Below are 23,251 nucleotides of genomic sequence, written 5' to 3' on the forward strand. Positions count from 1 at the left end.
CCTCCAAACTTTTAAGTAAAATACTGACAGTGTAAAAACCCCCTTTGCGACTCATGATAAGAAGGAGCTTTTCGAAAGAAAAGTTCATCCTAACAGAGGGGGTTTTCATATTGAACAAACAAATTAAACTTATTGCCGCTTCTTTGTTAGTTACCAGTGCTTTAGCTGCATGTGGTACGACTACAAATAAAAGTGCGATGGACCGTAATGCAACTTATAATTACCAGCGTACATCGTACGATAATACCTATCCGAACAATAATGTAACGCGTACAGATCGTACCACAGATTATGTCACATACCGTAACAACGCAAAAACAGACCAGTATGGAAATGTAAAGTATTCCAACATTAACCAAAATATTCATGATCGTCGTGATAACGTCGGGTACAATTATTACCGTGATGTAAATTATCACGGTCAAATAGCGAATCCATATCCAACTCGTAATGTGACGATGAACAACGCGCCTGCTAACGCTGATTCCAAAACAGCTGAAGCTGTTACCAATCGTGTAAAGGGTATGCCTAACGTGGAACGTGTTTCTACTGTTGTGCGTGGTAATGATGTTGTCATTGCAGTAAAATCTCGCAGTGGGACAGATGAAAAAGCATTAACAGATGACATTCGTAAAGCTGTTGCGCCGCTTGTTAACAATCGAAATGTCTATGTAACGGCAAAAGAAGATATGTTTACTCGTGTTGACACGTTGAGCACAAGTCTTCGAAATGGGACAGTTACAAACAATGTAAATCGTGACGTAACGCAGCTGTTCCAAGACCTTCGTGCAAATGTAAATAATGTGGTGCGATAATGAAAAGGGGAAAGGGTTAGTCCTTTCCCCTTTTTTTATATGAAATGTATCGTATTGGGAGCTTAAATATAAGAGTGCGTGATTTTGACCTTTTTCTGTATGTTATAGTAAAAGCGGAAAAGAATATTCCTGTTGGTCGATATAAAGTAACTGGAAATAGCAATTTCGTTGTGCGTAGCGCTGGTGGTGGAAATATTGGTGTAGATAGCTATGTATTCCAAGCCAACGATGGCGATGTAATTCATTTCCTTCTTGCTTTCTTATATGATTAATGTTATATTAACAAAGCGATGAGCTAATTTACGTAAGACGAGAGATATGCTTAAGTGCTAAACACGCGGATGTGGCCGCCTGGTCTCTCGCCGTAAAACGCATCAAGACGCCTGCATGACAGGCGTCTTTCTTATTATATAGAAACCTAGCGGAGTAGGAAGAAGATCCTATTCCGCTTTTTTGTTGTTTATCCCGCATGAACGGGCAGTTATCCTCCCACCTCAAGATTCAAAAAGAAACGAGGAAGATAGGTGGGGAGATAACTGCTGGCATGCGCCCGATTGGTTCAACTAACCATCAGTGGGGGATGAAGAACCCCCCACTGATGGTTAGTTTCAATTTATTCTAGTCAGTTCCGTTTTCGTATTGTCTAGCTTCGCCTCCTAACTCCTTCCGCCTAAGAACCTTAGCCTAAGTGGGTTAACAGTCGGCGCCGCTTTTCTAGGGGATAAAACTTCTATTTTCGGTCAAACTGTAAATAGAAGTTTTTTATTTTCCCTAAAAGAGGTGACAGCATATGAAATTCATGATCATTGCAATGCAAATCGTGCTAGCTGTGTTTTGTTTTTATCATGAATCGAGTGTAGCATTGGCAGAAAGTTCGGGTAATGCAGTGCAACAAGAACCTCAAATTACAATCATGTTGCAGCGTACATATTTAGACGGGGAAGTGAGTCAGGAAATCTTCACGGAAAAGGTCGTGAATTTAGAAAAGCTTTTGGAGCAATATAAAGAGTGGCAACTTGTCGATCGAGACGATGGGCAAATTGTATTACAAAAGCGCATTGATGATATTTCACCGTTATTAAAAACAAGCGGTTATTTTGGGGTTTCGAAAGAGGGGATTCTCCAAATTTTTAACGGTGTGCCAGAAACCGATAATGTCATTCATTCCTTCTTTCAAATTGATATGAAAAAGATGGAGAGTTATCAGCGTGAACGGTTGAAGCGCGGGATTCGGGTGAAATCAAAAGAGCGATTTGTGGAAGTAATGAAGGATATGGAGCAGTATTCTAGGAGTAATGGAAACAGCCGTAGCTTAAAATAGCTACGGCTGTTTCTTATTTTTGTTTTTCTAAAATCATTTTGCAATATTAATTTTTTGAAGGTGCTCTGTCAATATGAAAATGACAAAATAGAATAGAGAACATTTGTTGGGGGAATCTCGCATTTATATCATTATTTATGTTAAAATGGAATACATGATTTGAGAGGGAGAGATACAGTTTTGTTTGAATATATTACAGGTTATGTGGAATATGTAGGACCGGAATATATCGTTCTTGACCATAAAGGAATTGGTTATCAAATTTTTACTCCAAATCCGTATGTATTCCAAAGAAGTGAACAAGAACTTCGCGTATATACATATCATTATGTAAGAGAAGATATCATGGCCCTTTACGGATTTAAAACGCGTGAAGAGCGTTTGTTATTTACAAAGCTTTTAGGTGTATCGGGGATTGGACCAAAAGGTGCCCTTGCGATTCTAGCTTCTGGTCAAACAGGGCAGGTTGTGCAAGCGATTGAGCATGAGGATGAGAAATTCTTAGTGAAGTTCCCGGGTGTTGGAAAGAAAACAGCGCGTCAAATGATTTTAGACTTAAAAGGGAAATTGGCAGATGTTGTGCCGGATGCCTTTGTTGACTTATTTTCAGATGCAGAGCGTTTCGATGAGAAGAAAGGAACATCTGCGGAGCTTGATGAAGCACTGGAAGCACTTAGAGCACTTGGATACGCAGAGCGAGAAGTGTCTCGCGTTGTGCCAGAACTATTAAAAGAGTCACTTACGACGGATCAATATATTAAAAAGGCACTTAGTCTTTTACTAAATGGTAAGAGGTGAGTAGAATGGACGAACGTCTTGTCTCGGGGGAATCCGCATATGAAGATGTGGACTTAGAATATTCGTTAAGACCACAAACGCTCCGTCAATATATTGGGCAAGATAAAGCAAAACATAATTTAGAAGTATTTATTGAAGCGGCAAAAATGCGTGAAGAAACGTTAGATCACGTCTTATTGTATGGACCGCCAGGACTTGGGAAAACGACATTAGCAAATATTATTGCGAATGAAATGGGCGTTAATATTCGTACAACGTCAGGACCGGCAATTGAACGACCAGGTGATTTAGCAGCGGTATTAACGGCGCTTCAGCCAGGTGATGTTTTATTCATTGATGAAATTCATCGTTTACATCGCTCAATTGAAGAAGTATTATATCCAGCGATGGAAGATTTCTGTCTTGATATTGTAATTGGAAAAGGTCCGACAGCGCGCTCTGTTCGGCTCGATTTACCTCCGTTTACACTAGTTGGTGCAACGACGCGTGCAGGTGCGTTATCTGCACCGCTTCGAGATCGTTTCGGTGTATTGTCTCGTTTAGAATATTACACAGTTAATCAGTTATCAGCCATTGTAGAACGTACAGCAGAAGTGTTTGAAGTTGAAATTGATTCGTTGGCTGCCTTAGAAATTGCAAGGCGTGCACGAGGTACACCGCGAATTGCGAACCGTTTACTGCGCCGTGTACGTGATTTTGCGCAGGTGCGCGGTGATGGAACCGTTACGATGGATATTACACAAATGGCACTTGAACTACTGCAAGTAGATAAACTTGGGCTAGATCATATTGATCATAAATTATTGCTTGGTATTATTGAAAAATTTCGTGGAGGTCCAGTTGGATTAGAAACAGTCTCAGCAACGATTGGGGAAGAATCTCATACAATTGAAGATGTGTATGAGCCGTACTTACTGCAAATTGGCTTCCTGCAAAGAACACCAAGGGGCCGCATTGTTACACCGCTTGCCTATGAACATTTCGGAATGGAGATGCCGCAAGTATGATGGATATGTCAAAGCTGCTTATTACGGCTGGTATCCTTTTGGTTGTTTTTGGATTGGCTTGGAAGTTCATAGGAAGACTTCCAGGCGATATTTTTGTGAAAAAGGGGAACGTTACCTTTTATTTTCCTATCATTACGTGTATTGTGATAAGTATTGTATTATCTTTTATTATGTATGTCATAAATCGATTCAAATAGAAATAGGTGAACATAGTTATGGATATTAATCTGTTTGATTTTCATTTGCCAGAAGAACTCATTGCACAAATACCGCTTGAAGAACGTGAAACATCAAGATTAATGGTGTTAGATCGTGAAACGGGTGAGATTCAGCATAAACATTTTACTGATATTCTTTCTTATTTGCATGAGGGTGATTGCTTAGTTTTAAATGAAACGAAAGTGATGCCTGCTCGTTTGCATGGTGTAAAAGAAGATACAGGTGCACATATTGAAGTGCTTTTATTAAAGCAAGAAGATGGAGATACTTGGGAGACGCTTGTTAAACCTGCGAAACGTGTGAAAGAAGGAACGGTAATTTCTTTTGGTGAGGGAAAACTAAAAGCAACATGTGTTGGAACTGGCGAACAAGGTGGTCGTCAGTTGGAATTTTCGTATGACGGTATTTTCTATGAAATTTTAGATGAACTTGGTGAAATGCCGCTTCCTCCGTATATTAAAGAAACGCTTGAAGATCGTGACCGTTATCAGACGGTATTTGCACGCGAAGTTGGTTCAGCAGCAGCGCCAACAGCGGGGCTTCATTTTACAGAAGAGCTATTAGAACAACTGAAGCAAAAAGGCGTTCATTTAGCGTTTATTACACTGCATGTTGGACTTGGGACATTTAGACCAGTTTCTGCAGATACAATCGAAGAACACCATATGCACGCAGAGTATTATCATATGTCGGCGGAAACAGCCGATTTGCTAAATCGTGTAAAACAAGAAGGCGGCCGTATTATCACTGTTGGTACAACATCAACGCGTACGCTTGAAACAATTGCAACAGACAATAATGGTAAGATTTGCGCAGCTTCTGGCTGGACCGATATTTTCATGTATCCAGGATATGAATTTAAAGCAATCGATGGTTTGATTACAAACTTCCACTTGCCAAAATCAACATTAATTATGCTTGTGAGTGCATTTGCAGGAAGAGAAAATGTTCTTCATGCGTACAATGAAGCGGTAAAAGAAAAGTATCGTTTCTTTAGTTTCGGTGATGCGATGTTTGTTGCATCTCACTCTAAAGTAGAGAAGAAATAAAAAGGAGTAACTATATGACAGCAATACGTTATGAATTAATTAAAACATGTAAACAAACAGGAGCACGTTTAGGCCGCGTTCATACACCGCACGGTTCATTTGAAACGCCAATTTTTATGCCAGTAGGAACACTTGCGACAGTAAAAACAATGTCGCCAGAAGAATTAAAAGCAATGGATGCGGGGATTATTTTAAGTAATACATACCATTTATGGCTTCGTCCTGGTCATGAAATTGTACGCGAGGCAGGCGGTTTACATAAATTTATGAACTGGGATCGTTCAATTTTAACAGATTCTGGTGGCTTCCAAGTATTTAGTTTAAGTGACTTCCGCCGCATTGAAGAAGAAGGTGTTCATTTCCGCAATCACTTAAATGGAGATAAATTATTCTTATCGCCAGAAAAGGCGATGGAAATTCAAAATGCACTTGGTTCTGATATTATGATGGCATTTGATGAGTGTCCGCCGTTTCCAGCGACATTTGAGTATATGAAAAAATCAGTAGAGCGTACGAGCCGCTGGGCAGAGCGTTGTTTAAAAGCGCATCAGCGTCCGCAGGATCAAGGTCTATTTGGTATTGTACAGGGCGGAGAGTTTGAAGAACTTCGTCGCCAAAGTGCACGCGACCTTGTTTCAATGGATTTCCCGGGTTATGCAGTTGGTGGATTATCTGTTGGAGAACCAAAAGATATTATGAATCGTGTGCTTGAATTTACAACACCACTTCTTCCGGATAATAAGCCTCGTTATTTAATGGGTGTTGGATCTCCAGACTCGTTAATTGACGGTGCAATTCGTGGTATCGATATGTTCGACTGTGTACTTCCAACTCGTATTGCGCGAAATGGTACATGTATGACAAGTGAAGGGCGTCTAGTTGTGAAAAATGCGAAGTATGCAAAAGACTTTGGCCCGCTTGATCCAAATTGTGATTGTTACACATGTAAAAACTATTCACGTGCATACATTCGTCACTTAATGAAATGTGATGAAACATTCGGAATTCGTTTAACGTCTTATCACAACCTGCATTTTCTGTTAAAATTAATGGAGCAGGTGAGACAAGCTATTCGTGAAGACCGTCTTGGAGACTTCCGTGATGAGTTCTTTGAACAGTATGGCTTTAATAAACCAAATGCTAAAAATTTCTAATACATAATAATTAAGGAGGAATAAAAGATGAATCCAGGTATGATGAATATTATCATGATCGTTGCGATGTTTGCGATTTTCTACTTCTTATTAATTCGCCCGCAACAAAAGCGTCAAAAGGCAGTAGCACAAATGCAAAGCGAACTGAAAAAAGGCGATCCAATCGTAACAATTGGCGGTCTGCACGGTACAATTGAATCTGTAACTGATACAACAATCGTGATTAAATCTGGTGGCTCACACCTTACATTTGATCGCAGTGCGATTCGTGAAGTTGTAAAAAGCTAATGAAAAAAGCTGTCCCAAAAGTATTACTTTTAGGACAGCTTTTTTTAATATGTTGTACGCTTACCAATGTTGACTCCGAGTATGCCCCCAATTGTACTTGCTGCAATAATCACAAGTTGATATAGAAGCTGTACCTTTGATAACGCCGATGAAAAGCCTAAATAATTTACAAGAAATACGAGAATGGCAAATACGACTCCAGTGGATCCACCGACAAACCATCCTTTTCCTTGTGCTTTTACCCCAGCAACAAATCCAGCGATTATTGTCGACACAATTGCGAGGACAAAAAGTGCGATGGATAAAGTTCCTTCATTTATGTTTGTAAACTTCAATAATAAAGCAATGATGATACTTGCTAGGCAAGCGAAGATAAGTAAGGTAACGATGCCGAATCCAACTGCAATTGATAATTTTTTCGTTCCATCCATAGAGCATCTCTCCTTTCTAATACAAGCATATTTCCTGTTTTGCTAAGTTAGACTAGTTTCTTTTTGTACGGGGAAACTAATATATAGAAATTGAAAGGAGAAAGGAAATGAAAGATGGAACTACTTCAAATTGTCTTTCGAACAATTATCTTATACAGTGTGATGTTAATTATTTTTCGTCTAATGGGAAAACGTGAAATTGGGGAATTGAGTGTTTTGGATTTAGTCGTTTTTATTATGCTGGGTGAAATGGCGGTTATTGCGATTGAAAATATGGATAAATCCATTTGGCATCAACTCGTTCCGATGGTGCTTATTATGGTCATCCAAATTGCTTTATCCCTTGTTTCGTTAAAAAGTCAGCGTATTCGTCATATATTAGAAGGAGAGCCGGCTATTATCGTGCGTGAGGGAAAAATCGATGAGAAGCAAATGCGTAAACAGCGTTACAATATGGATGATTTGCTCATGCAATTACGTGAGCAAAGTATCGGTGATATACGTGATGTGGAATATGCCATTTTAGAGCCGTCTGGAAGATTATCAGTATTTGAAAAACAAAAAAGTAAAAAAAGTAAAAATGACACACCATTATTTTCAGTTCCGCTTATTATTGATGGTGAAATTCAACGAAAACATTTATATATGATGGAACATACCGATATATGGTTGGAAGACAAACTAAAGAAATTAGGGTATAAGGATATTGAAAACATTTCATATTGTAGTTTTCAAAACGGCCAGTTTTTTGTTGATCTAAAAGATAAATAAAAAGTTGCTTCTTGAAATAGGCAGCAACTTTTTATTTTAAAAAAGAGAATTTACGAATGATAGGTAATCGAAGTAATTCTTCTTTTCTAATAAGGCGAAAGAGGATTAAAAGGAAGATATAAAGTACCGTAGTTAATAGTACTTCCCATAATGTTTGCATACCCAGTGAAGGCGAAAAGAAAATGTATTTATGCATATAGAAACCTGCTCCTCCGGCAATGATCATGGCAAGCAATCCGTATACATAATCTTTTATATAAATAGTAAACGTAATCCTTTTTAATACCGTTGCATAGTGAAGCAAGGTAACGGTAACGATATTTGCTGCGATTGCAAGGGCGACACCCATCATTTGAAATTCTGGCTGCGAGGCAAGGACGAAAATAACAAGTAATTTCACAATGGCTCCAATAAACGTGTTCATCATGGCGGCACGTGCCAAATTTAAGGCCTGTAATACCGATGTGAGCGGTCCTTGAAAATAGTGAAATAAAAAGCAAGGTGCGAGTACTTGAATAAAAAGGGTCGCATTATCGGAACCGTACATAAGAGTTAAAACCGGTGCGGCGAATACGTATAGAATAACAACAGACCATCCTCCTGTAATAAGAGAGATGCGCATTGCTTGCTGCAATCTACGCTCTACTAAACGGTGCTGCTTTTTAGCGTTTGCTTCACTAATAGAAGGAACGAGCGCTGTTGAAAGAGCATAGGTAATAAAAGCTGGCAGAGACAAAAGTGGAAATGCATATCCATTTAATATACCGTATTGCTGCGTTGCGATAGAGGCTGTAACTCCGGCCATTGCTAAACTTTGCATGACAACAATTGGTTCAAAAAAATAAGAAATGGATCCGATTAAGCGGCTTCCAGTTGTAGGAAGTGCAATATCCATTAAAGAATAAAAGGTGTCTTTGCTTTCTTTCACAGTACCTATAAAATGAGATCGAATAGAAAGATGTTTTTCTTTTTGAAACAATGTTAATAGAAATAAAAGAGAAGCAACTTCTCCGAGCACGGCAGATAGCATTGCCCCCGCTGCAGCGTATTCTATTCCATATGGTAAGAAAAAGCGTATGCATACTGCGATAATTGTAATGCGAACGACTTGTTCTAGTACTTGTGCGTAGGCGCTCGGTTTCATGTTTTGTCTTCCTTGGAAATAACCGCGAAGCACAGAGGAAACTGCAATAACAGGTACAACGGGTAAAATAGCGATTAATGGATAATAGGTTCGTTTATCGGTTAGTAATGTTTCTGCTAACAAAGGTGCCAGGAGCATAATTCCGGCTGTTAATAGAATACTAATGACTGAGGTAATAGCTAATGAAACGGTTAATATTTTTTTTACTTGTTGTTTATCATGTGTAGCCTCTGCTTCAGCGATCAGTTTTGCGATGGCAACTGGGAGACCGATTTGCGTAATGGTAATAGCTAATATAAATGTTGGAACAGCCATCATATATAATCCAACACCTTCTTCTCCTAAAGTACGTGCCATTACAATGCGATTAATAAAGCCTAATATTTTCGTGATAAATCCAGCTAACATTAAAATAAAAGCACCTCGTAAAAAGGTTTGTTTCGTCATAGTTTTCTCCTACCTTCTCAAAATCAGTGGAATGATTTACAATAATTTATATGCATCTATAAGGCAAGCATGACAAGCATTTGAAATAAGGAACGTGAGATAAGAAGGAGATGAGCTGGAAGTGGCTGGAAAAGAAGAGTTAATAGAAGCATACCGGGAACAGTTAAAAATCGTCTTAGAAAGTAAAGTAGAAGAGTTTCAAATGCTCGGCTATGAGCGCGTTACAACGGAAGACGTTTGGAAATGTTTAAAGACCCGAAAGTGGAAAAAAGTAGCTAGTGATGTCAGATTGTATGAGCTTGTAAATGATGTGTTAACGTTAACAGCTAACGATTACATGACATTTTTAACGATGAAGGCGTATCAAGCACCGCTTTGGTCGTTCGAAGAATATGAAAATAAATAATAGGTTGTAATTGGTTTGTTCTTCCTCTTGGAGTATAATAATGAATACTGATAAAGAGGTAAATTTGGAACAAGGGCCTTTGTTCAAAGGAGGAACAAGAAACATATGGCAAAGCGAAGTAGCAGAATTGTTGCCTTTTTCCTCGTTGTGTTATTAATTGGAGGAATCATTGGAGCAACGACAAAAAACATTACAAAAGGGATTAACCTCGGGCTTGATCTTCGAGGCGGTTTTGAAATTTTATATGAAGTACAACCTGCGAAAAAAGGGGATAAAATTACCCACGACACTCTTGTGAGTACGGTTGGTGCACTAGAAAAACGTGTAAACGTTCTTGGTGTAAGTGAACCGAATATCCAGATTGAAGGAAATAATCGCATTCGTGTGCAGCTTGCAGGTATAAAAGATCAGCAGCAAGCTCGAGATGTGTTATCAACGCAAGCGAAATTAACATTTCGTGATGTAAATGATAACATTCTTATGGATGGTTCAGATTTAGCGACGAATGGAGCAAAACAAACATTTGATGAACAAGGCCGTCCAAGCGTTAGTCTAAAATTAAAGAGTGCTGATAAGTTCCGTGCAGTAACTGAAAAAGTATCTAGCATGCCGCAGCCAACAAATTTAATGGTAATTTGGCTTGATTTTGAAGAAGGAAAAGATTCTTATAAGGCAGAAGCAGCGAAGCCAAAGCCTAAATATTTATCGGCAGCTACTGTCAATCAAGTATTTAATCAAGCGGAAGTATCTATTGTTGGTGGAAACTTTACAGTAGAAAGTGCAAAACAACTTGCAGATTTATTAAATGCCGGAACACTTCCTGTTGATTTAAAAGAAATATACTCTACTTCTGTTGGAGCAAAATTTGGAGAGCAGGCATTGCAAAAAACAATTTTTGCGAGTGCAATTGGTATAGCTCTTATTTTCTTATTTATGCTTGTATTCTATCGTCTACCGGGTCTTGTAGCAGTAATTATGCTTGGTTTATATATTTACATAACGTTACTCGTATTCAATTGGATGCATGTGGTTCTAACGTTACCGGGTATAGCGGCACTAGTGCTCGGGGTCGGAATTGCGGTTGATGCAAACGTTATTACATATGAAAGGCTAAAGGAAGAACTGCGCATCGGAAAATCGATGTTGTCAGCATATCGCGCAGGTAATCAGCGTTCGTTATCAACGATTTTAGATGCGAATATTACAACACTTGCGGCAGCTGCTGTCTTATTTGTATACGGTACAAGCTCTGTTAAAGGATTTGCGACAAGTTTAATTGTAAGTATTTTCGTCGGCTTCCTTACAAATGTATACGGTACACGCTTCTTACTTGGCTTACTTGTTAAGAGTCGTTACTTTGATAAAAAATATTCTTACTTTGGTGTAAAACCGAAGGAAGTCATGCCGTTATCAAAAGGTGTAGTACATGCACCAACGAAATTTGACCGTGTTAACTTTGTTAATATTGGACATAAGTTTTTCTGGTTCTCTGTTGTTGTGATGATTCTAGGTGCGATTATTTTACCAATCTTTAAGTTGAATCTTGGAATTGACTTTTCAAGCGGTACGCGCATGGACATTAAAACAAATCAAGCCATAACGGTTTCACAAGTACAACAAGAGTTACATGATTTAAACATAGATGTGAAGAAAGAAGATATCGTGCCGACAGGTAATGATAATAAAGGATTTGCTGTTCGTACAATTGGTGTACTATCAAAAGATGATATTGCGAAAGTAAAAACATTCTACCATGATAAATATGGTACAGAACCAAACGTAAGTACAGTTTCTCCGACAATTGGAAAAGAAATTGCGCGAAATGCACTTTTTGCAGTGTTAATTGCATCAGTTATTATCATTTTATATGTGAGTATTCGTTTCCGCTTCACATATGCGCTATCGGCAGTATTAGCACTGTTACATGACGCATTCTTCATTATCATTGTGTTCAGCTTGCTTCACCTAGAAGTCGATCTGACGTTTATCGCAGCGGTGTTAACGATTATCGGTTACTCTATTAATGACTCAATTGTTACGTTTGACCGAAACCGTGAGTTATACAAACAGAAACAAAAAATTCGTACTGTAAGTGATTTAGAAGAGATTGTGAACTCGAGTATTCGTCAAACGATTGGTCGTTCTATTAATACGGTCATGACAGTGTTACTACCTGTTATTACATTATTAATTTTCGGCAGTGAGTCATTGCGTAACTTCTCAATTGCATTATTTGTCGGTTTAATTGTTGGTACGTATTCTTCTGTCTTCGTTGCATCCCAAATTTGGTTGATGCTTGAAAGCCGTCGCTTGAAAAAAGGAAAAAGTCAGAAGCAAGTTAAAGTGAATACGTCTGAACCGCAAGTATAATTAAAGTCACTTAAGTTTGAATAAAAAGAGATGCCTCATTGTAGGCATTTCTTTTTTGTTCGGGGATAAAATAAAGTGTAGGTTGGCGAAAGAAAGGATTTCGGTTATGGAAAAAGATGAACGTTTTAAACAAGCGGAATTTGGAGCAATGGTTGGAATTGTCGGTAATATTGTGCTCGCAATTATAAAAGCGGTTATTGGATATGTTGGGAATAGTAAGGCGCTTATGGCAGATGCTGTTCATTCTGCTTCGGACGTCATTGGCTCGTTAGCAGTCCTTTTTGGACTGCGGGCAGCAAAGCAACCGCCTGATGACGATCATCCATATGGACATGGAAAAGCGGAATCTATCTCAGCCATTATTGTAGCTGTTCTTTTATTTGTTGTCGGAATTGAAATTGTTATCTCTTCTATTAAAGCTTTTACACAAGTGCTAGAGCCGCCGCGCTGGATTACTGTTATTGCTGTGCTTCTTTCTATTGTTGTGAAAGAAGGGATGTTTCGCTACAAATATGAGTTAGGTAAAAGGATAAATAGTGATGCCATTATTGCAAACGCGTATGAGCATCGTTCGGATGTATTTTCATCATTTGCGGCTTTAATTGGGATTGGTGCGGCGATTATAGGAAGTAAAATGGGGGTGGATTGGCTTGTATATGCCGATCCAGTTGCCGGTTTATTTGTATCTTTACTCGTTATAAAAATGGCTTGGGATATTGGAAAAGAAGCGATTCATACAACGTTGGATCATGTACTTCATGAGGAAGATATCGTTCCGATGAGGGAAGCCGTTATGCAAGTGGAAGGAGTAAAGAAAATAGGCTCGCTATATGCCAGAGAGCATGGGCACTATGTTATTGTTGATATTAAAGTGTCTGTCGATCCGCTCATTACGGTAGAAGATGGACATCGCATTGGTAAACATGTGAAAGAGGTGCTCATGCAGCAAGACAATGTGCAAAATGTTTTCGTGCACATTAATCCGTATTCTCCTGATTAATGTAGGTTAAGGAGAAGAACTGTCCCTAGGAGCCCGATTGGCGGGGCTAACCTTTAGCAAAAAGCGCTAAAGGAAGTTTCGCTTTACCCCGCTCAAAGGGACAGTAGAGCTGTAGTGAATGCAGAGGAGGAACTGTCCCTAAGAGCCCGATTGGTTCGACTAACCATTTTTGGAAAAGGGCGCTCCAAAAATAGAAGTCTCACTTTACCCCGCTCAAACGGGCAGTAGAATGTGGGTATATCAAGGAGAAGGACTGCCCGTAAGAGCCCGATTGGCTCAACTAACCTTTAGCAAAAAACGCTAAAGGAAGTTTCGCTTTATTGTCACCCCTTAGTCTGTCTAGTATAATGGATGGATTAAGGGGTGATTTCGTTGTTACAAGCGAAGACGCGTTGGAAAGAAAAGTATTATAATGAGGAGCTTGTAGGACAATTGGCAAATAAACTTCAATTGTCTCCTCTTGTTACCTCGCTATTATTGAATAGAGGTTTAGATACGGAAGAAAAGATTGTGGACTTTTTAAATACAGAGCAGCAAGAATTTCACGATCCGTTTTTATTAGAAGGTATGGACCGTACTGTAGAGCGTATTCGCCAAGCGATTCAAAACGGAGAGCAAATTTTAATTTTTGGTGATTATGATGCAGACGGTGTTAGTAGTACAACCGTTTTATTTTTAGCATTGCAAGAACTTGGAGCGGATGTAGAGTTTTATATTCCGAACCGATTTACAGAAGGATATGGACCGAATGAAGAAGCGTTTCGCTGGGCGCACCGTGCTGGTTTCTCGCTTATTATTACGGTTGATACGGGAATTGCAGCTGTTCACGAGGCGCAGGTTGCAAAGGAGCTTGGCGTTGATTTAATTATTACCGATCATCATGAGCCGCCGCCAGAATTGCCGGAAGCTTTAGCGATCATTCATCCGAAGTTAGATGGTGGTGTGTATCCATTTCATTACTTGGCAGGTGTTGGGGTTGCATTTAAAGTTGCTCATGCTTTGCTTGGGAGTGTACCAGAACATTTATTAGAAATTGCTGTTATTGGTACAGTAGCTGATTTAGTGCCTCTTTATGGTGAAAACCGCCTACTCGTGCAGCGTGGACTGAAAAAATTGCGAACAACGCAGCGAGTAGGATTACAAGGACTGTTCAAAGTTGCTAATATTTCGCAAGGTGAGATTACAGAAGAGAGCGTTGGGTTTGCAATTGGACCGCGCATTAATGCAGTTGGACGATTAGAAGATGCAACGCCAGCTGTGCATTTACTATTGTCAGAAGATGTAGAAGAAGCAAAAGAACTTGCACAAGAAATTGATGAACTGAACAAATTGCGAAAAGATATTGTAAAGCAAATTACGGAAGAAGCGATTGCGGAAGTGGAAGCACATTATCCACCAGAAGAGAATAAAGTATTAGTTCTTGCAAAAGAAGGTTGGAATCCTGGTGTAATTGGGATTGTTGCTTCAAAGCTCGTAGATCGTTTTTATCGTCCGACAATTGTGCTAAGTATTGATCCCGAAAAAGGGACTGCAAAAGGATCAGCTCGTAGTATCGAAGGTTTTGACTTGTATGCCAATTTATCAGATTGCCGGGACATTTTACCGCACTTTGGCGGGCATCCAATGGCTGCTGGTATGACTCTTAGTATGAATGACGTTAGTGAACTGCGTCGACGCTTAAACGAGCAAGCTGCGGTTCAGCTATCAGATGAAGATTTTATTCCAGTCACTGTAGTAGATGCAGTGTGTGACGTGGAAGATGTAACGCTTGCTGCAATTGAAGAAATGCAAAAGCTTGCCCCGTTTGGTGTTGGAAACCCAAAGCCGCGTATCGCTGTGAAAGGTGCAGGTCTTGAAAGTATTCGTGCAATTGGTTCTGATGGTTCGCATTTGAAAATGACACTTCGTGATGGCCAAGCAACATTAGATAGCGTTGGTTTTGGTTTTGGTGCATTTGCAAAAGAAATTTCTCCTGTAGCGCACGTGTCGATCGTTGGAGAAGCTTCTATTAATGAATGGAATAATTTCCGTAAACCACAAATTATGATTCAAGATATTGCTGTAGAAGCTTGGCAATTATTTGATTGGCGCAGCATGCGCAATGTAGAAGCAAATCTAGCTGATCTTTCACGTGATAAACTGACAATCGTGTATTTTAAGGAAGAAGCATTGCAAAAGTTTTCTTTAGAAGCGTATACAGATTATCTCGTACACGCCAAAGATGTGACCACATTAGAAGGGCGTTATGTTGTTGTTCTTGATTTACCAAATGCGACAGAGGATTTAAAGCGCATATGTGAAAAAGGATTTCCAGACCGTATCTATACTGTTTTTTATCAAGAAAACAATCATTTATTTAGTACGGTTCCAACGAGGGAACATTTTAAATGGTACTATTCATTTTTACATCAAAAAGCACCATTTTCTCTTCGACAATACGGAGAGCAACTTTGTCGTCATAAAGGTTGGTCAAAAGACACAGTAAATTTCATGACACAGGTGTTTTTTGAGTTAGAATTTGTTACAATAAAAGACGGTGTCATTTTTATGGCAGAAGAAATGAAAAAGCGCGATTTAACTGAATCAAACACGTATCGTGAGAAAATAAACCACTTACAATTAGAAAAGGAACTGGTTTATAGCACATATCAGCAATTATATGCATGGTTTGAAACGATTCGTAATCATAAAGAAGTAGAACAGTTAGGGTAAAGGATTTGTATTTACAATTCTTTTATATTTGAGGAGGATTCATAAATATGGATTTCAAGCAACATATTGCAATTGTACCGGATTATCCGAAAGAAGGTATTGTCTTTAAAGATATCACACCTTTAATGAATGATGGAAAAGCATATAAAGCAGCAACGGATGCAATCGTTGAGTATGCAAAAGAAAGAAATATCGACCTTGTAGTAGGACCAGAAGCTCGTGGTTTTATTATTGGATGTCCAGTTTCTTACGCATTAGAAGTGGGTTTTGCACCAGTTCGTAAATTAGGTAAATTACCACGCGAAGTAATCAAAGTAGATTACGGTAAAGAGTATGGTAAAGATGTATTAACAATTCATAAAGATGCAATCAAACCTGGCCAACGAGTATTAATTACAGATGACTTATTAGCTACAGGTGGAACAATCGAAGCGACAATTAAGTTAGTAGAAGAACTTGGCGGTGTTGTTGCAGGGATTGCATTTTTAGTAGAGCTTACTTATTTAGATGGTCGTAAAATGTTAGATGGTTATGACGTATTAGTATTAGAAAAATATTAATCGTAAACAATGGCAGCATATGGAGTACCCGTGAATCTCTTTGAGAGGATCGGGTATTTTTATATATTTATCGAAAAAGTAAAGTGAAATGTCTGTAAAATCTTTTCCTTTTCACAATTCCCAATCATTACGTTATAATGGTAAGATAAAAATTATTCTAATTGGCAAGGAAAGAGATTATTAATCTTTAATAAAAGGTGATTAGATGGCGAATGAACAAGTACTAACAGCTGAACAGGTACTGGAGAGAGCAGGGCAATATTTACAAGATGATGATATTGATCTTGTTGCGCGCGCTTATGAATTTGCGCGTGCCGCACATAGTGAGCAATACCGAAAATCAGGAGAACCATATATCATTCATCCGATTCAAGTAGCAGGTATTTTAGTTGATTTACAAATGGATCCGTCTACTGTATCTGCAGGCTTTTTACATGATGTAGTAGAAGATACAGAGGTAACGTTAGAAGATATTGAACGTGAATTTACAAAAGAGATTGCGATGCTTGTTGATGGTGTCACAAAGCTTGGGAAAATTAAATATAAATCACATGAGCAGCAACAAGCAGAAAATCATCGGAAAATGTTTATTGCAATGGCGCAAGATATTCGAGTGATTTTAATTAAACTAGCTGACCGTCTTCATAACATGCGTACGCTGAAACATTTACCACAAGAAAAGCAGCGTCGCATTGCAAATGAAACATTGGAAATTTTTGCACCATTAGCACATAGACTCGGGATTAATACGATTAAGTGGGAACTAGAAGATACAGCGCTTCGTTATTTAAATCCGCAGCAATATTATCGTATTGTCAATTTAATGAAACGCAAGCGTGCCGAACGTGAAGAATATTTAGATGAAGTTATGACAGAAATTCGTGACAAGTTAAAAGAAGTGGCGATTCAACCGGATATTTCAGGTCGTCCAAAGCATATTTACAGTATTTACCGTAAAATGGCAATGCAAAATAAACAATTCAATGAAATTTATGATTTGTTAGCTGTTCGTGTTGTCGTAAATAGTATTAAAGATTGCTACGCAGTTCTAGGTATTATTCACACGTGCTGGAAACCGATGCCAGGCCGTTTTAAAGATTATATTGCAATGCCAAAAGCAAACTTGTATCAGTCGCTGCATACAACAGTAATTGGACCGAAAGGCGATCCGCTTGAAGTGCAAATTCGCACGAAAGAAATGCACGAAATTGCAGAATACGGAATCGCAGCACACTGGGCATATAAAGAAGGACAAGCGGTTGACACAACAGGAACGCTTGAGAAAAAATTAACATGGTTCCGTCAAATTTTAGAATGGCAAAATGAAGCCTCGAATGCTGAAGAATTTATGGAGTCCTTAAAAATTGATTTATTCTCTGATATGGTGTTTGTCTTTACACCAAAAGGAGATGTAATGGAATTGCCGCTTGGCTCTGTTCCAATTGATTTTGCTTACCGCGTTCACTCTGAAATAGGGAATAAAACGATTGGTGCAAAAGTAAACGGTAAGATGGTGACTCTTGATTATAAGTTAAAAACAGGTGACATCATTGAAATTTTAACATCTAAGCATTCATACGGTCCAAGTCAGGACTGGGTGAAATTAGCTCAAACATCGCATGCGAAAAATAAAATTCGTCAATTTTTCAAAAAGCAGCGCCGTGATGAGAATATTGAAAAAGGTCGCGAGCTTGTTGAAAAAGAGGTGCGAGGCCTTGAGTATGAAATGAAAGAAGTATTAGCATCTGATAACCTAAAACGTGTTGCTGAGAAATTTAATTTTGCGAACGAAGAGGACATGTTTGCCGCTGTTGGTTATAACGGCATTACCGCATCGCAAATTGTAACGCGTTTAACAGATAAATTCCGTAAGCAACGTGAAGAAGAAATAACGGAAGTAAAAGAAGTTCGGAAACCGATGAAAATTCGGAAATGGGATTCTGGTGTGAAAGTAAGTGGTGCTGATAATTTGCTTATCCGCTTATCGAAGTGTTGTAATCCAGTTCCAGGTGATGACATCATTGGCTATATTACGAAAGGCCGCGGTGTATCGATTCACCGTACAGACTGTGTAAATGTTCATACAGAAGAAGCGCAAGAAAGATTGCTGGATGTAGAGTGGGAAGGCAGCCCAGAAAAAGAAATTGAATACAACGTTGATATTGAAATTTCAGGATATGACCGCCGCGGTTTACTAAATGAAGTATTGCAAGCTGTAACAGAAACGAAAACATACATTTCGGCTGTTTCAGGAAGAAGCGACCGCAACAAAATGGCGACGATTCATATGTCTATTTCTATTCATAACTTACAGCATTTGAAAAAAGTTGTGGAGCGCATTAAACGAGTTCCAGAAATTTATGCGGTGCGCCGCATGATGCATTAATTAGGAGTGAATATATATGAGAGTTGTCTTACAACGATCAAAAGCAGCATCTGTAACAGTAAAAGGTGAAGTTGTAGGACAAATTCCTTTCGGCTTAACACTTTTAGTTGGAATCACCCATGAAGATACAGAAAAAGATGCAACGTATATCGCTGAAAAAATTGCAAACTTACGCATTTTTGAAGACGAAAACGAGAAAATGAACCATTCTGTATTAGACGTTGGTGGACAAGTTCTTTCCATTTCACAGTTCACGTTATACGGAGATTGCCGAAAAGGAAGACGCCCAAACTTTATGGATGCAGCAAAACCTGACTATGCAGAACGTTTATACGATTTCTTTAACGAAGAACTTCGCAAACAAGGGTTGCATGTGGAAACAGGAAAATTTGGCGCGATGATGGACGTTCAGTTAATTAATGATGGTCCGGTGACGTTGATTGTAGAGAGTAAATAAGAAGGAATGAAGAGAGGATATAGAAATATATTCTCTCTTTTTTATTTTGAAATTGAGGAAATACTGCTGCTAGACGAAAAATAAGCATGAAAAGGGAGTCGTTTCATTCGTAAGTATAACTCGCCGATCAACATGGAACACTAGTCATTAGAATTCCACTATTGAATGTGAGGGATATACATATGCGTATGAATGAGAAAGGAAAAGCTGCTACTAACGGAGCGAATCAATTGTTTAATGTGAATTTCCATGAGTTTATTTCAAAAGAACAGGAAAATACATCGCTTGAACTTGCTTCTGAATTTGGGCTTTCTTTAAAAGATGTGAAAACATTAAAGAAACATCTTGGCCGTTCTTAAGAACCTTGACAACATTTGTGAATAACCGTATAGTAGTAAACAAATTCGTTTTATTACAGTTACATATGGTATAAACCGATGATAGAGAAGAGTAGATGAGAGACACATGAAAAGAGAGGAAATGTCCGGGGCTGAAAACATTTCTACATGATGACTGATCGAATGACACTCTGTAGGTTTCGTCTTGAACAGTTTAGTGCTTAGTAGAGATTGAACGCAATTTAAGCGTTATTAAAAAAGTGGAAGCATACGTGCTTCAATTAGGGTGGCACCACGGGTATTATACTCTCGTCCCTACTGTAGAATCAGTAGAGGCGGGAGTTTTTTTATTTTTATTATTATTGAAAAAATGAGGAGGAACTGAATATGTCTATTCAAATCCCACGCGGAACGCAAGATATCCTTCCTGGTACTGTGGAACTATGGCAGTATATTGAAGGACAAGCACGTGAAATTTGTCGTCGTTACAACTATAAAGAGATTCGTACACCAATTTTTGAACACACAGAATTATTTTTACGTGGTGTTGGTGATACAACGGATATCGTGCAAAAAGAAATGTATACATTCGAAGATCGCGGAGAGCGCAGCTTAACGCTTCGTCCAGAAGGAACAGCGCCGGTTGTACGCTCTTATGTGGAAAATAAAATGTTCGGCGATGCTACGCAGCCAACAAAATTATATTATATCGGACAGATGTTCCGTTATGAAAGACCACAAGCAGGTCGTTACCGTCAATTTGTTCAGTTTGGTATTGAAGCGATTGGCAGTAATGATCCAGCAATCGATGCGGAAGTAATTGCACTTGCTGTTGAGTTTTACCGCGGCATGGGCTTAAAGAATATAAAAGTTGTTTTAAATAGCTTAGGTGATGCAGCGAGCCGTAAAGCACATCGCGATGCGTTAATTGCACACTTTGAGCCTCGCATTGGGGAATTCTGTTCGGATTGCCAATCTCGTTTAGAGAAAAACCCACTTCGTATTTTAGATTGTAAAAAAGATCGCAATCATGAACTGATGAGCACAGCACCGTCTATAACAGAGTATTTAAACGAAGAATCAAGTGTGTACTATGAAAAAGTACAAGGATTATTAACAATGATGGGCATTCCATTTGAGAAAGATCCAAACCTTGTGCGTGGTTTAGATTATTATCAGCACACTGTATTTGAAATTATGAGTGAGGCAGAAGGTTTCGGAGCGATTACGACGTTAAGCGGCGGTGGTCGTTACAATGGACTTGTACAAGAAATCGGCGGCCCAGAAATGCCTGGTATTGGTTTTGCGATGAGTATTGAACGTTTAATTATGGCGTTAAAGGCTGAGAATATTGAATTACCACTTGCTCATCACATTGATTGTTATGTTGTAGCGCTTGGTGAAAAAGCGAAAGATCATGCTGCGAAAATTGTCTTTGACCTTCGTAAGGCTGGCTTAGCGGTTGAGAAAGATTACTTAGATCGTAAAATGAAGGCGCAGTTTAAATCAGCGGATCGTCTAAGTGCAAAGTATGTAGCTGTATTAGGTGATGATGAGTTAGAAAAAGGCATTATCAATTTAAAAGATATGGCAACGGGCGAACAAGAAGAAGTTGCGTTAGATGTATTTGCTTCGTACGTAGCAGAAAAGTCTCTATAGGGGGAAAAGGAAATGGCTGAAAGAACGCATGCATGCGGAAAAGTAACAGTAGAAGCAGTTGGACAAGCGGTTCAATTAAAAGGTTGGGTACAAAAGCGCCGTGATTTAGGTGGATTAATTTTCATTGACTTACGTGACCGTACAGGTATCGTGCAAGTCGTATTTAGTCCTGAAACTTCAAAGGAAGCGTTAGAAATAGCAGAAACAATTCGCGGTGAATATGTGCTGCATGTAGAAGGTACAGTTGTTGAGCGTGCAGCTGGTGCAATCAATGAAAATATGGCTACAGGCCGCATTGAAGTACAAGCTACGAAAGTAAACGTACTTAATGCAGCAAAAACACCGCCAATTATGATTACAGATGATACAGATGCATCAGAAGATGTACGCTTAAAATATCGTTACTTAGACTTACGGCGTCCAGTTATGTACAACACATTTAAAATGCGTCACGACGTAACAAAAACAATTCGTAATTTCTTAGATAGCGAAGATTTCTTAGAAGTAGAAACACCAATTTTAACGAAAAGCACACCAGAAGGAGCTCGTGATTACTTAGTACCAAGCCGCGTACATGAAGGCGAGTTTTATGCACTGCCACAATCTCCGCAGCTATTTAAGCAGCTTCTTATGGTCGGCGGATTTGAGCGTTATTATCAAGTAGCACGCTGCTTCCGTGATGAAGACTTACGTGCAGATCGTCAGCCAGAATTCACACAAGTCGACATTGAGACATCATTCTTAACACAAGAAGAAATTCTAGAAATGACGGAACGCATGATGACAAAAGTAATGAAAGAAGCGAAAGGTGTAGAGATTAATGCACCGTTCCCGCGCATGACATATGCAGATGCAATGGCTCGTTACGGTTCTGACAAGCCAGATACACGTTTTGCGATGGAGCTTATTGACCTATCAGAATTTGCAGCAGGCTGCGGTTTTAAAGTGTTCACAAGTGCTGTAGAGAGCGGTGGACAAGTGAAAGCAATTAATGCAAAAGGTGCAGCAAGCAAATATTCTCGTAAAGACATCGATGCATTAACAGAATTCGTAAAAGTATACGGAGCAAAAGGTTTAGCTTGGTTAAAAGTTGAAGAAGACGGCTTAAAAGGCCCAATCGCAAAATTCTTTAACGAAGAAGATGCAAACGCACTTATGAGCACGTTAGAAGCAACTGCTGGTGACTTATTATTATTCGTTGCTGATAAGAAGAGCGTTGTTGCGGATAGCTTAGGAGCACTTCGTTTACGCTTAGGTAAAGAACTTGAGTTAATCGATGAAAGCAAGTTTAACTTCCTATGGGTAACAGATTGGCCGCTTCTTGAGTATGATGAAGATGCTGATCGTTACTTCGCAGCGCATCATCCATTCACAATGCCATTCCGTGAAGATGTAGAGCTATTAGAAACAGCACCAGAAAAAGCGCGTGCACAAGCATATGACCTTGTATTAAACGGTTATGAGCTTGGTGGTGGATCACTTCGTATTTACGAGCGTGATGTACAAGAAAAAATGTTCAAAGCACTTGGTTTCTCACAAGAAGAAGCACAAGAACAATTCGGTTTCTTATTAGAAGCGTTCGAATATGGTACACCGCCGCACGGAGGAATTGCATTAGGTTTAGACCGTCTTGTGATGTTACTTGCAGGTCGTACGAACCTTCGTGATACAATTGCATTCCCGAAAACAGCAAGCGCAAGCTGCTTATTAACAGAAGCGCCAAGCCCAGTTGCAGATGCACAGCTTGAAGAGCTTTACTTACAATTAAAAGTAAAAGAAGAGAAGTAAGAACGAATCCTAGATGGACATACTAATTCCATCTAGGATTTTTTGTTTGAGTATATAACTTTTTCTATACAAATAGTCGGAAAAACGCTAGAATACATGGTAGACCATTTTTGTAATAGGAGTGTAGAACG

The 23,251-nt window shown here is 39.0% G+C and carries 22 protein-coding genes and 1 other annotated feature; of the genes, 20 read left to right on the forward strand and 2 right to left on the reverse strand.

Annotation, left to right across the window (positions count from 1 at the left end):
• The first annotated feature begins 110 nt into the window (after positions 1–110).
• The 9 genes from ACTDJC_RS01765 to yajC all read left to right on the forward strand — a co-directional run bounded on the left by ACTDJC_RS01765 (position 111) and on the right by yajC (position 6,651).
• Positions 111–815 carry a YhcN/YlaJ family sporulation lipoprotein gene (locus tag ACTDJC_RS01765; RefSeq protein ID WP_098308031.1) on the forward strand — a complete coding sequence of 235 codons (705 nt, stop codon included), beginning with the start codon at positions 111–113 and terminating at the stop codon, positions 813–815.
• Between the two features lie 74 nt (positions 816–889).
• Entirely contained in the window at positions 890–1,087 is a 198-nt protein-coding gene (locus tag ACTDJC_RS01770) for a hypothetical protein (protein WP_141524997.1), read from the forward strand.
• Positions 1,088–1,605: 518 nt separating this feature from the next.
• Positions 1,606–2,136, forward strand: coding sequence for a BofC C-terminal domain-containing protein (locus tag ACTDJC_RS01775; RefSeq protein WP_098308027.1), 531 nt, complete (start codon positions 1,606–1,608; stop codon positions 2,134–2,136).
• A gap of 180 nt (positions 2,137–2,316) precedes the next feature.
• The gene (ruvA, locus tag ACTDJC_RS01780) at positions 2,317–2,934 is read left to right on the forward strand and encodes a Holliday junction DNA helicase RuvA (protein WP_098308025.1); all 618 of its coding nucleotides are present in this window, start codon (positions 2,317–2,319) and stop codon (positions 2,932–2,934) included.
• Positions 2,935–2,939: 5 nt separating this feature from the next.
• Positions 2,940–3,941, forward strand: a complete 1,002-nt coding sequence (gene ruvB, locus ACTDJC_RS01785; RefSeq protein ID WP_098308023.1) for a Holliday junction branch migration DNA helicase RuvB — start codon at positions 2,940–2,942, stop codon at positions 3,939–3,941.
• Positions 3,938–4,138 carry a DUF2905 domain-containing protein gene (locus ACTDJC_RS01790; protein ID WP_440602532.1) on the forward strand — a complete coding sequence of 67 codons (201 nt, stop codon included), beginning with the start codon at positions 3,938–3,940 and terminating at the stop codon, positions 4,136–4,138. The genes ruvB and ACTDJC_RS01790 overlap by 4 nt, the downstream gene beginning before the upstream one ends.
• A gap of 18 nt (positions 4,139–4,156) precedes the next feature.
• Positions 4,157–5,209, forward strand: coding sequence for a tRNA preQ1(34) S-adenosylmethionine ribosyltransferase-isomerase QueA (gene queA / locus ACTDJC_RS01795; protein WP_098308019.1), 1,053 nt, complete (start codon positions 4,157–4,159; stop codon positions 5,207–5,209).
• Between the two features lie 14 nt (positions 5,210–5,223).
• Complete coding sequence (gene tgt, locus ACTDJC_RS01800) at positions 5,224–6,363, forward strand: tRNA guanosine(34) transglycosylase Tgt (RefSeq protein ID WP_336481789.1); 1,140 nt, start codon at positions 5,224–5,226, stop codon at positions 6,361–6,363.
• A gap of 27 nt (positions 6,364–6,390) precedes the next feature.
• Positions 6,391–6,651, forward strand: a complete 261-nt coding sequence (gene yajC, locus ACTDJC_RS01805) for a preprotein translocase subunit YajC (protein WP_429708455.1) — start codon at positions 6,391–6,393, stop codon at positions 6,649–6,651.
• 44 nt (positions 6,652–6,695) lie between these two features.
• On the opposite strand, the gene ACTDJC_RS01810 is transcribed toward yajC, so the two are convergent.
• Positions 6,696–7,082 carry a TIGR04086 family membrane protein gene (locus ACTDJC_RS01810; protein ID WP_098308013.1) on the reverse strand — a complete coding sequence of 129 codons (387 nt, stop codon included), beginning with the start codon at positions 7,080–7,082 and terminating at the stop codon, positions 6,696–6,698.
• 114 nt (positions 7,083–7,196) lie between these two features.
• On the opposite strand from ACTDJC_RS01810, the gene ACTDJC_RS01815 reads away from it, so the two are divergent.
• Entirely contained in the window at positions 7,197–7,853 is a 657-nt protein-coding gene (locus tag ACTDJC_RS01815; RefSeq protein ID WP_429719689.1) for a DUF421 domain-containing protein, read from the forward strand.
• 31 nt (positions 7,854–7,884) lie between these two features.
• On the opposite strand, the gene spoVB is transcribed toward ACTDJC_RS01815, so the two are convergent.
• On the reverse strand, positions 7,885–9,444 hold the full coding sequence (spoVB, locus tag ACTDJC_RS01820) for a stage V sporulation protein B (RefSeq protein WP_098308009.1): 1,560 nt from the start codon (positions 9,442–9,444) through the stop codon (positions 7,885–7,887).
• 121 nt (positions 9,445–9,565) lie between these two features.
• Here spoVB and ACTDJC_RS01825 point away from each other — a divergent pair, with 121 nt between their 5' ends.
• From ACTDJC_RS01825 to aspS, 10 genes are all read left to right on the forward strand, one after another.
• On the forward strand, positions 9,566–9,850 hold the full coding sequence (locus ACTDJC_RS01825) for a post-transcriptional regulator (protein WP_440602533.1): 285 nt from the start codon (positions 9,566–9,568) through the stop codon (positions 9,848–9,850).
• A gap of 105 nt (positions 9,851–9,955) precedes the next feature.
• A complete protein-coding gene (gene secDF / locus ACTDJC_RS01830; protein WP_440602534.1) occupies positions 9,956–12,220 on the forward strand; it encodes a protein translocase subunit SecDF in 2,265 nt (754 codons plus the stop codon).
• Positions 12,221–12,326: 106 nt separating this feature from the next.
• Positions 12,327–13,220 (forward strand): cation diffusion facilitator family transporter, encoded by an 894-nt coding sequence (locus ACTDJC_RS01835; RefSeq protein ID WP_098308003.1) that lies wholly within the window; start codon positions 12,327–12,329, stop codon positions 13,218–13,220.
• Positions 13,221–13,592: 372 nt separating this feature from the next.
• Complete coding sequence (recJ, locus tag ACTDJC_RS01840) at positions 13,593–15,932, forward strand: single-stranded-DNA-specific exonuclease RecJ (protein ID WP_098308001.1); 2,340 nt, start codon at positions 13,593–13,595, stop codon at positions 15,930–15,932.
• A 47-nt stretch (positions 15,933–15,979) separates the two neighbouring features.
• On the forward strand, positions 15,980–16,492 hold the full coding sequence (locus ACTDJC_RS01845; RefSeq protein ID WP_253630486.1) for an adenine phosphoribosyltransferase: 513 nt from the start codon (positions 15,980–15,982) through the stop codon (positions 16,490–16,492).
• A 205-nt stretch (positions 16,493–16,697) separates the two neighbouring features.
• Entirely contained in the window at positions 16,698–18,878 is a 2,181-nt protein-coding gene (gene relA / locus ACTDJC_RS01850; protein WP_253630485.1) for a GTP diphosphokinase, read from the forward strand.
• Positions 18,879–18,894: 16 nt separating this feature from the next.
• Positions 18,895–19,335: a D-aminoacyl-tRNA deacylase gene (gene dtd / locus ACTDJC_RS01855; RefSeq protein ID WP_098307995.1), complete on the forward strand. Its 441-nt coding sequence runs from the start codon at positions 18,895–18,897 to the stop codon at positions 19,333–19,335.
• A gap of 182 nt (positions 19,336–19,517) precedes the next feature.
• On the forward strand, positions 19,518–19,694 hold the full coding sequence (locus tag ACTDJC_RS01860; RefSeq protein WP_098307993.1) for a hypothetical protein: 177 nt from the start codon (positions 19,518–19,520) through the stop codon (positions 19,692–19,694).
• A 69-nt stretch (positions 19,695–19,763) separates the two neighbouring features.
• Positions 19,764–19,993, forward strand: a binding site (T-box leader).
• A 67-nt stretch (positions 19,994–20,060) separates the two neighbouring features.
• On the forward strand, positions 20,061–21,332 hold the full coding sequence (hisS, locus tag ACTDJC_RS01865) for a histidine--tRNA ligase (RefSeq protein ID WP_098307991.1): 1,272 nt from the start codon (positions 20,061–20,063) through the stop codon (positions 21,330–21,332).
• Positions 21,333–21,344: 12 nt separating this feature from the next.
• Entirely contained in the window at positions 21,345–23,120 is a 1,776-nt protein-coding gene (gene aspS / locus ACTDJC_RS01870) for an aspartate--tRNA ligase (protein ID WP_253630483.1), read from the forward strand.
• The last annotated feature ends 131 nt before the right edge of the window (positions 23,121–23,251 follow it).

This window comes from Bacillus sp. GB_SG_008 (assembly GCF_052038115.1).
In the GTDB taxonomy this organism is placed as follows: Bacteria; Bacillota; Bacilli; order Bacillales; family Bacillaceae_G; genus Bacillus_A; species Bacillus_A rhizoplanae.

Bases quoted from the DNA above. Each gene is read 5' to 3' on its own strand.
- tgt (WP_336481789.1), top strand. From the start codon at position 5,224: ATGACAGCAATACGTTATGAATTAATTAAAACATGTAAACAAACAGGA.
- yajC (WP_429708455.1), top strand. From the start codon at position 6,391: ATGAATCCAGGTATGATGAATATTATCATGATCGTTGCGATGTTTGCG.
- ACTDJC_RS01835 (WP_098308003.1), top strand. From the start codon at position 12,327: ATGGAAAAAGATGAACGTTTTAAACAAGCGGAATTTGGAGCAATGGTT.
- relA (WP_253630485.1), top strand. From the start codon at position 16,698: ATGGCGAATGAACAAGTACTAACAGCTGAACAGGTACTGGAGAGAGCA.
- ACTDJC_RS01815 (WP_429719689.1), top strand. From the start codon at position 7,197: ATGGAACTACTTCAAATTGTCTTTCGAACAATTATCTTATACAGTGTG.
- ACTDJC_RS01845 (WP_253630486.1), top strand. From the start codon at position 15,980: ATGGATTTCAAGCAACATATTGCAATTGTACCGGATTATCCGAAAGAA.
- queA (WP_098308019.1), top strand. From the start codon at position 4,157: ATGGATATTAATCTGTTTGATTTTCATTTGCCAGAAGAACTCATTGCA.
- spoVB (WP_098308009.1), bottom strand. From the start codon at position 9,444: ATGACGAAACAAACCTTTTTACGAGGTGCTTTTATTTTAATGTTAGCT.
- aspS (WP_253630483.1), top strand. From the start codon at position 21,345: ATGGCTGAAAGAACGCATGCATGCGGAAAAGTAACAGTAGAAGCAGTT.
- ACTDJC_RS01860 (WP_098307993.1), top strand. From the start codon at position 19,518: ATGCGTATGAATGAGAAAGGAAAAGCTGCTACTAACGGAGCGAATCAA.
- ACTDJC_RS01810 (WP_098308013.1), bottom strand. From the start codon at position 7,082: ATGGATGGAACGAAAAAATTATCAATTGCAGTTGGATTCGGCATCGTT.
- ruvB (WP_098308023.1), top strand. From the start codon at position 2,940: ATGGACGAACGTCTTGTCTCGGGGGAATCCGCATATGAAGATGTGGAC.
- dtd (WP_098307995.1), top strand. From the start codon at position 18,895: ATGAGAGTTGTCTTACAACGATCAAAAGCAGCATCTGTAACAGTAAAA.
- ACTDJC_RS01775 (WP_098308027.1), top strand. From the start codon at position 1,606: ATGAAATTCATGATCATTGCAATGCAAATCGTGCTAGCTGTGTTTTGT.
- ACTDJC_RS01790 (WP_440602532.1), top strand. From the start codon at position 3,938: ATGATGGATATGTCAAAGCTGCTTATTACGGCTGGTATCCTTTTGGTT.
- hisS (WP_098307991.1), top strand. From the start codon at position 20,061: ATGTCTATTCAAATCCCACGCGGAACGCAAGATATCCTTCCTGGTACT.
- secDF (WP_440602534.1), top strand. From the start codon at position 9,956: ATGGCAAAGCGAAGTAGCAGAATTGTTGCCTTTTTCCTCGTTGTGTTA.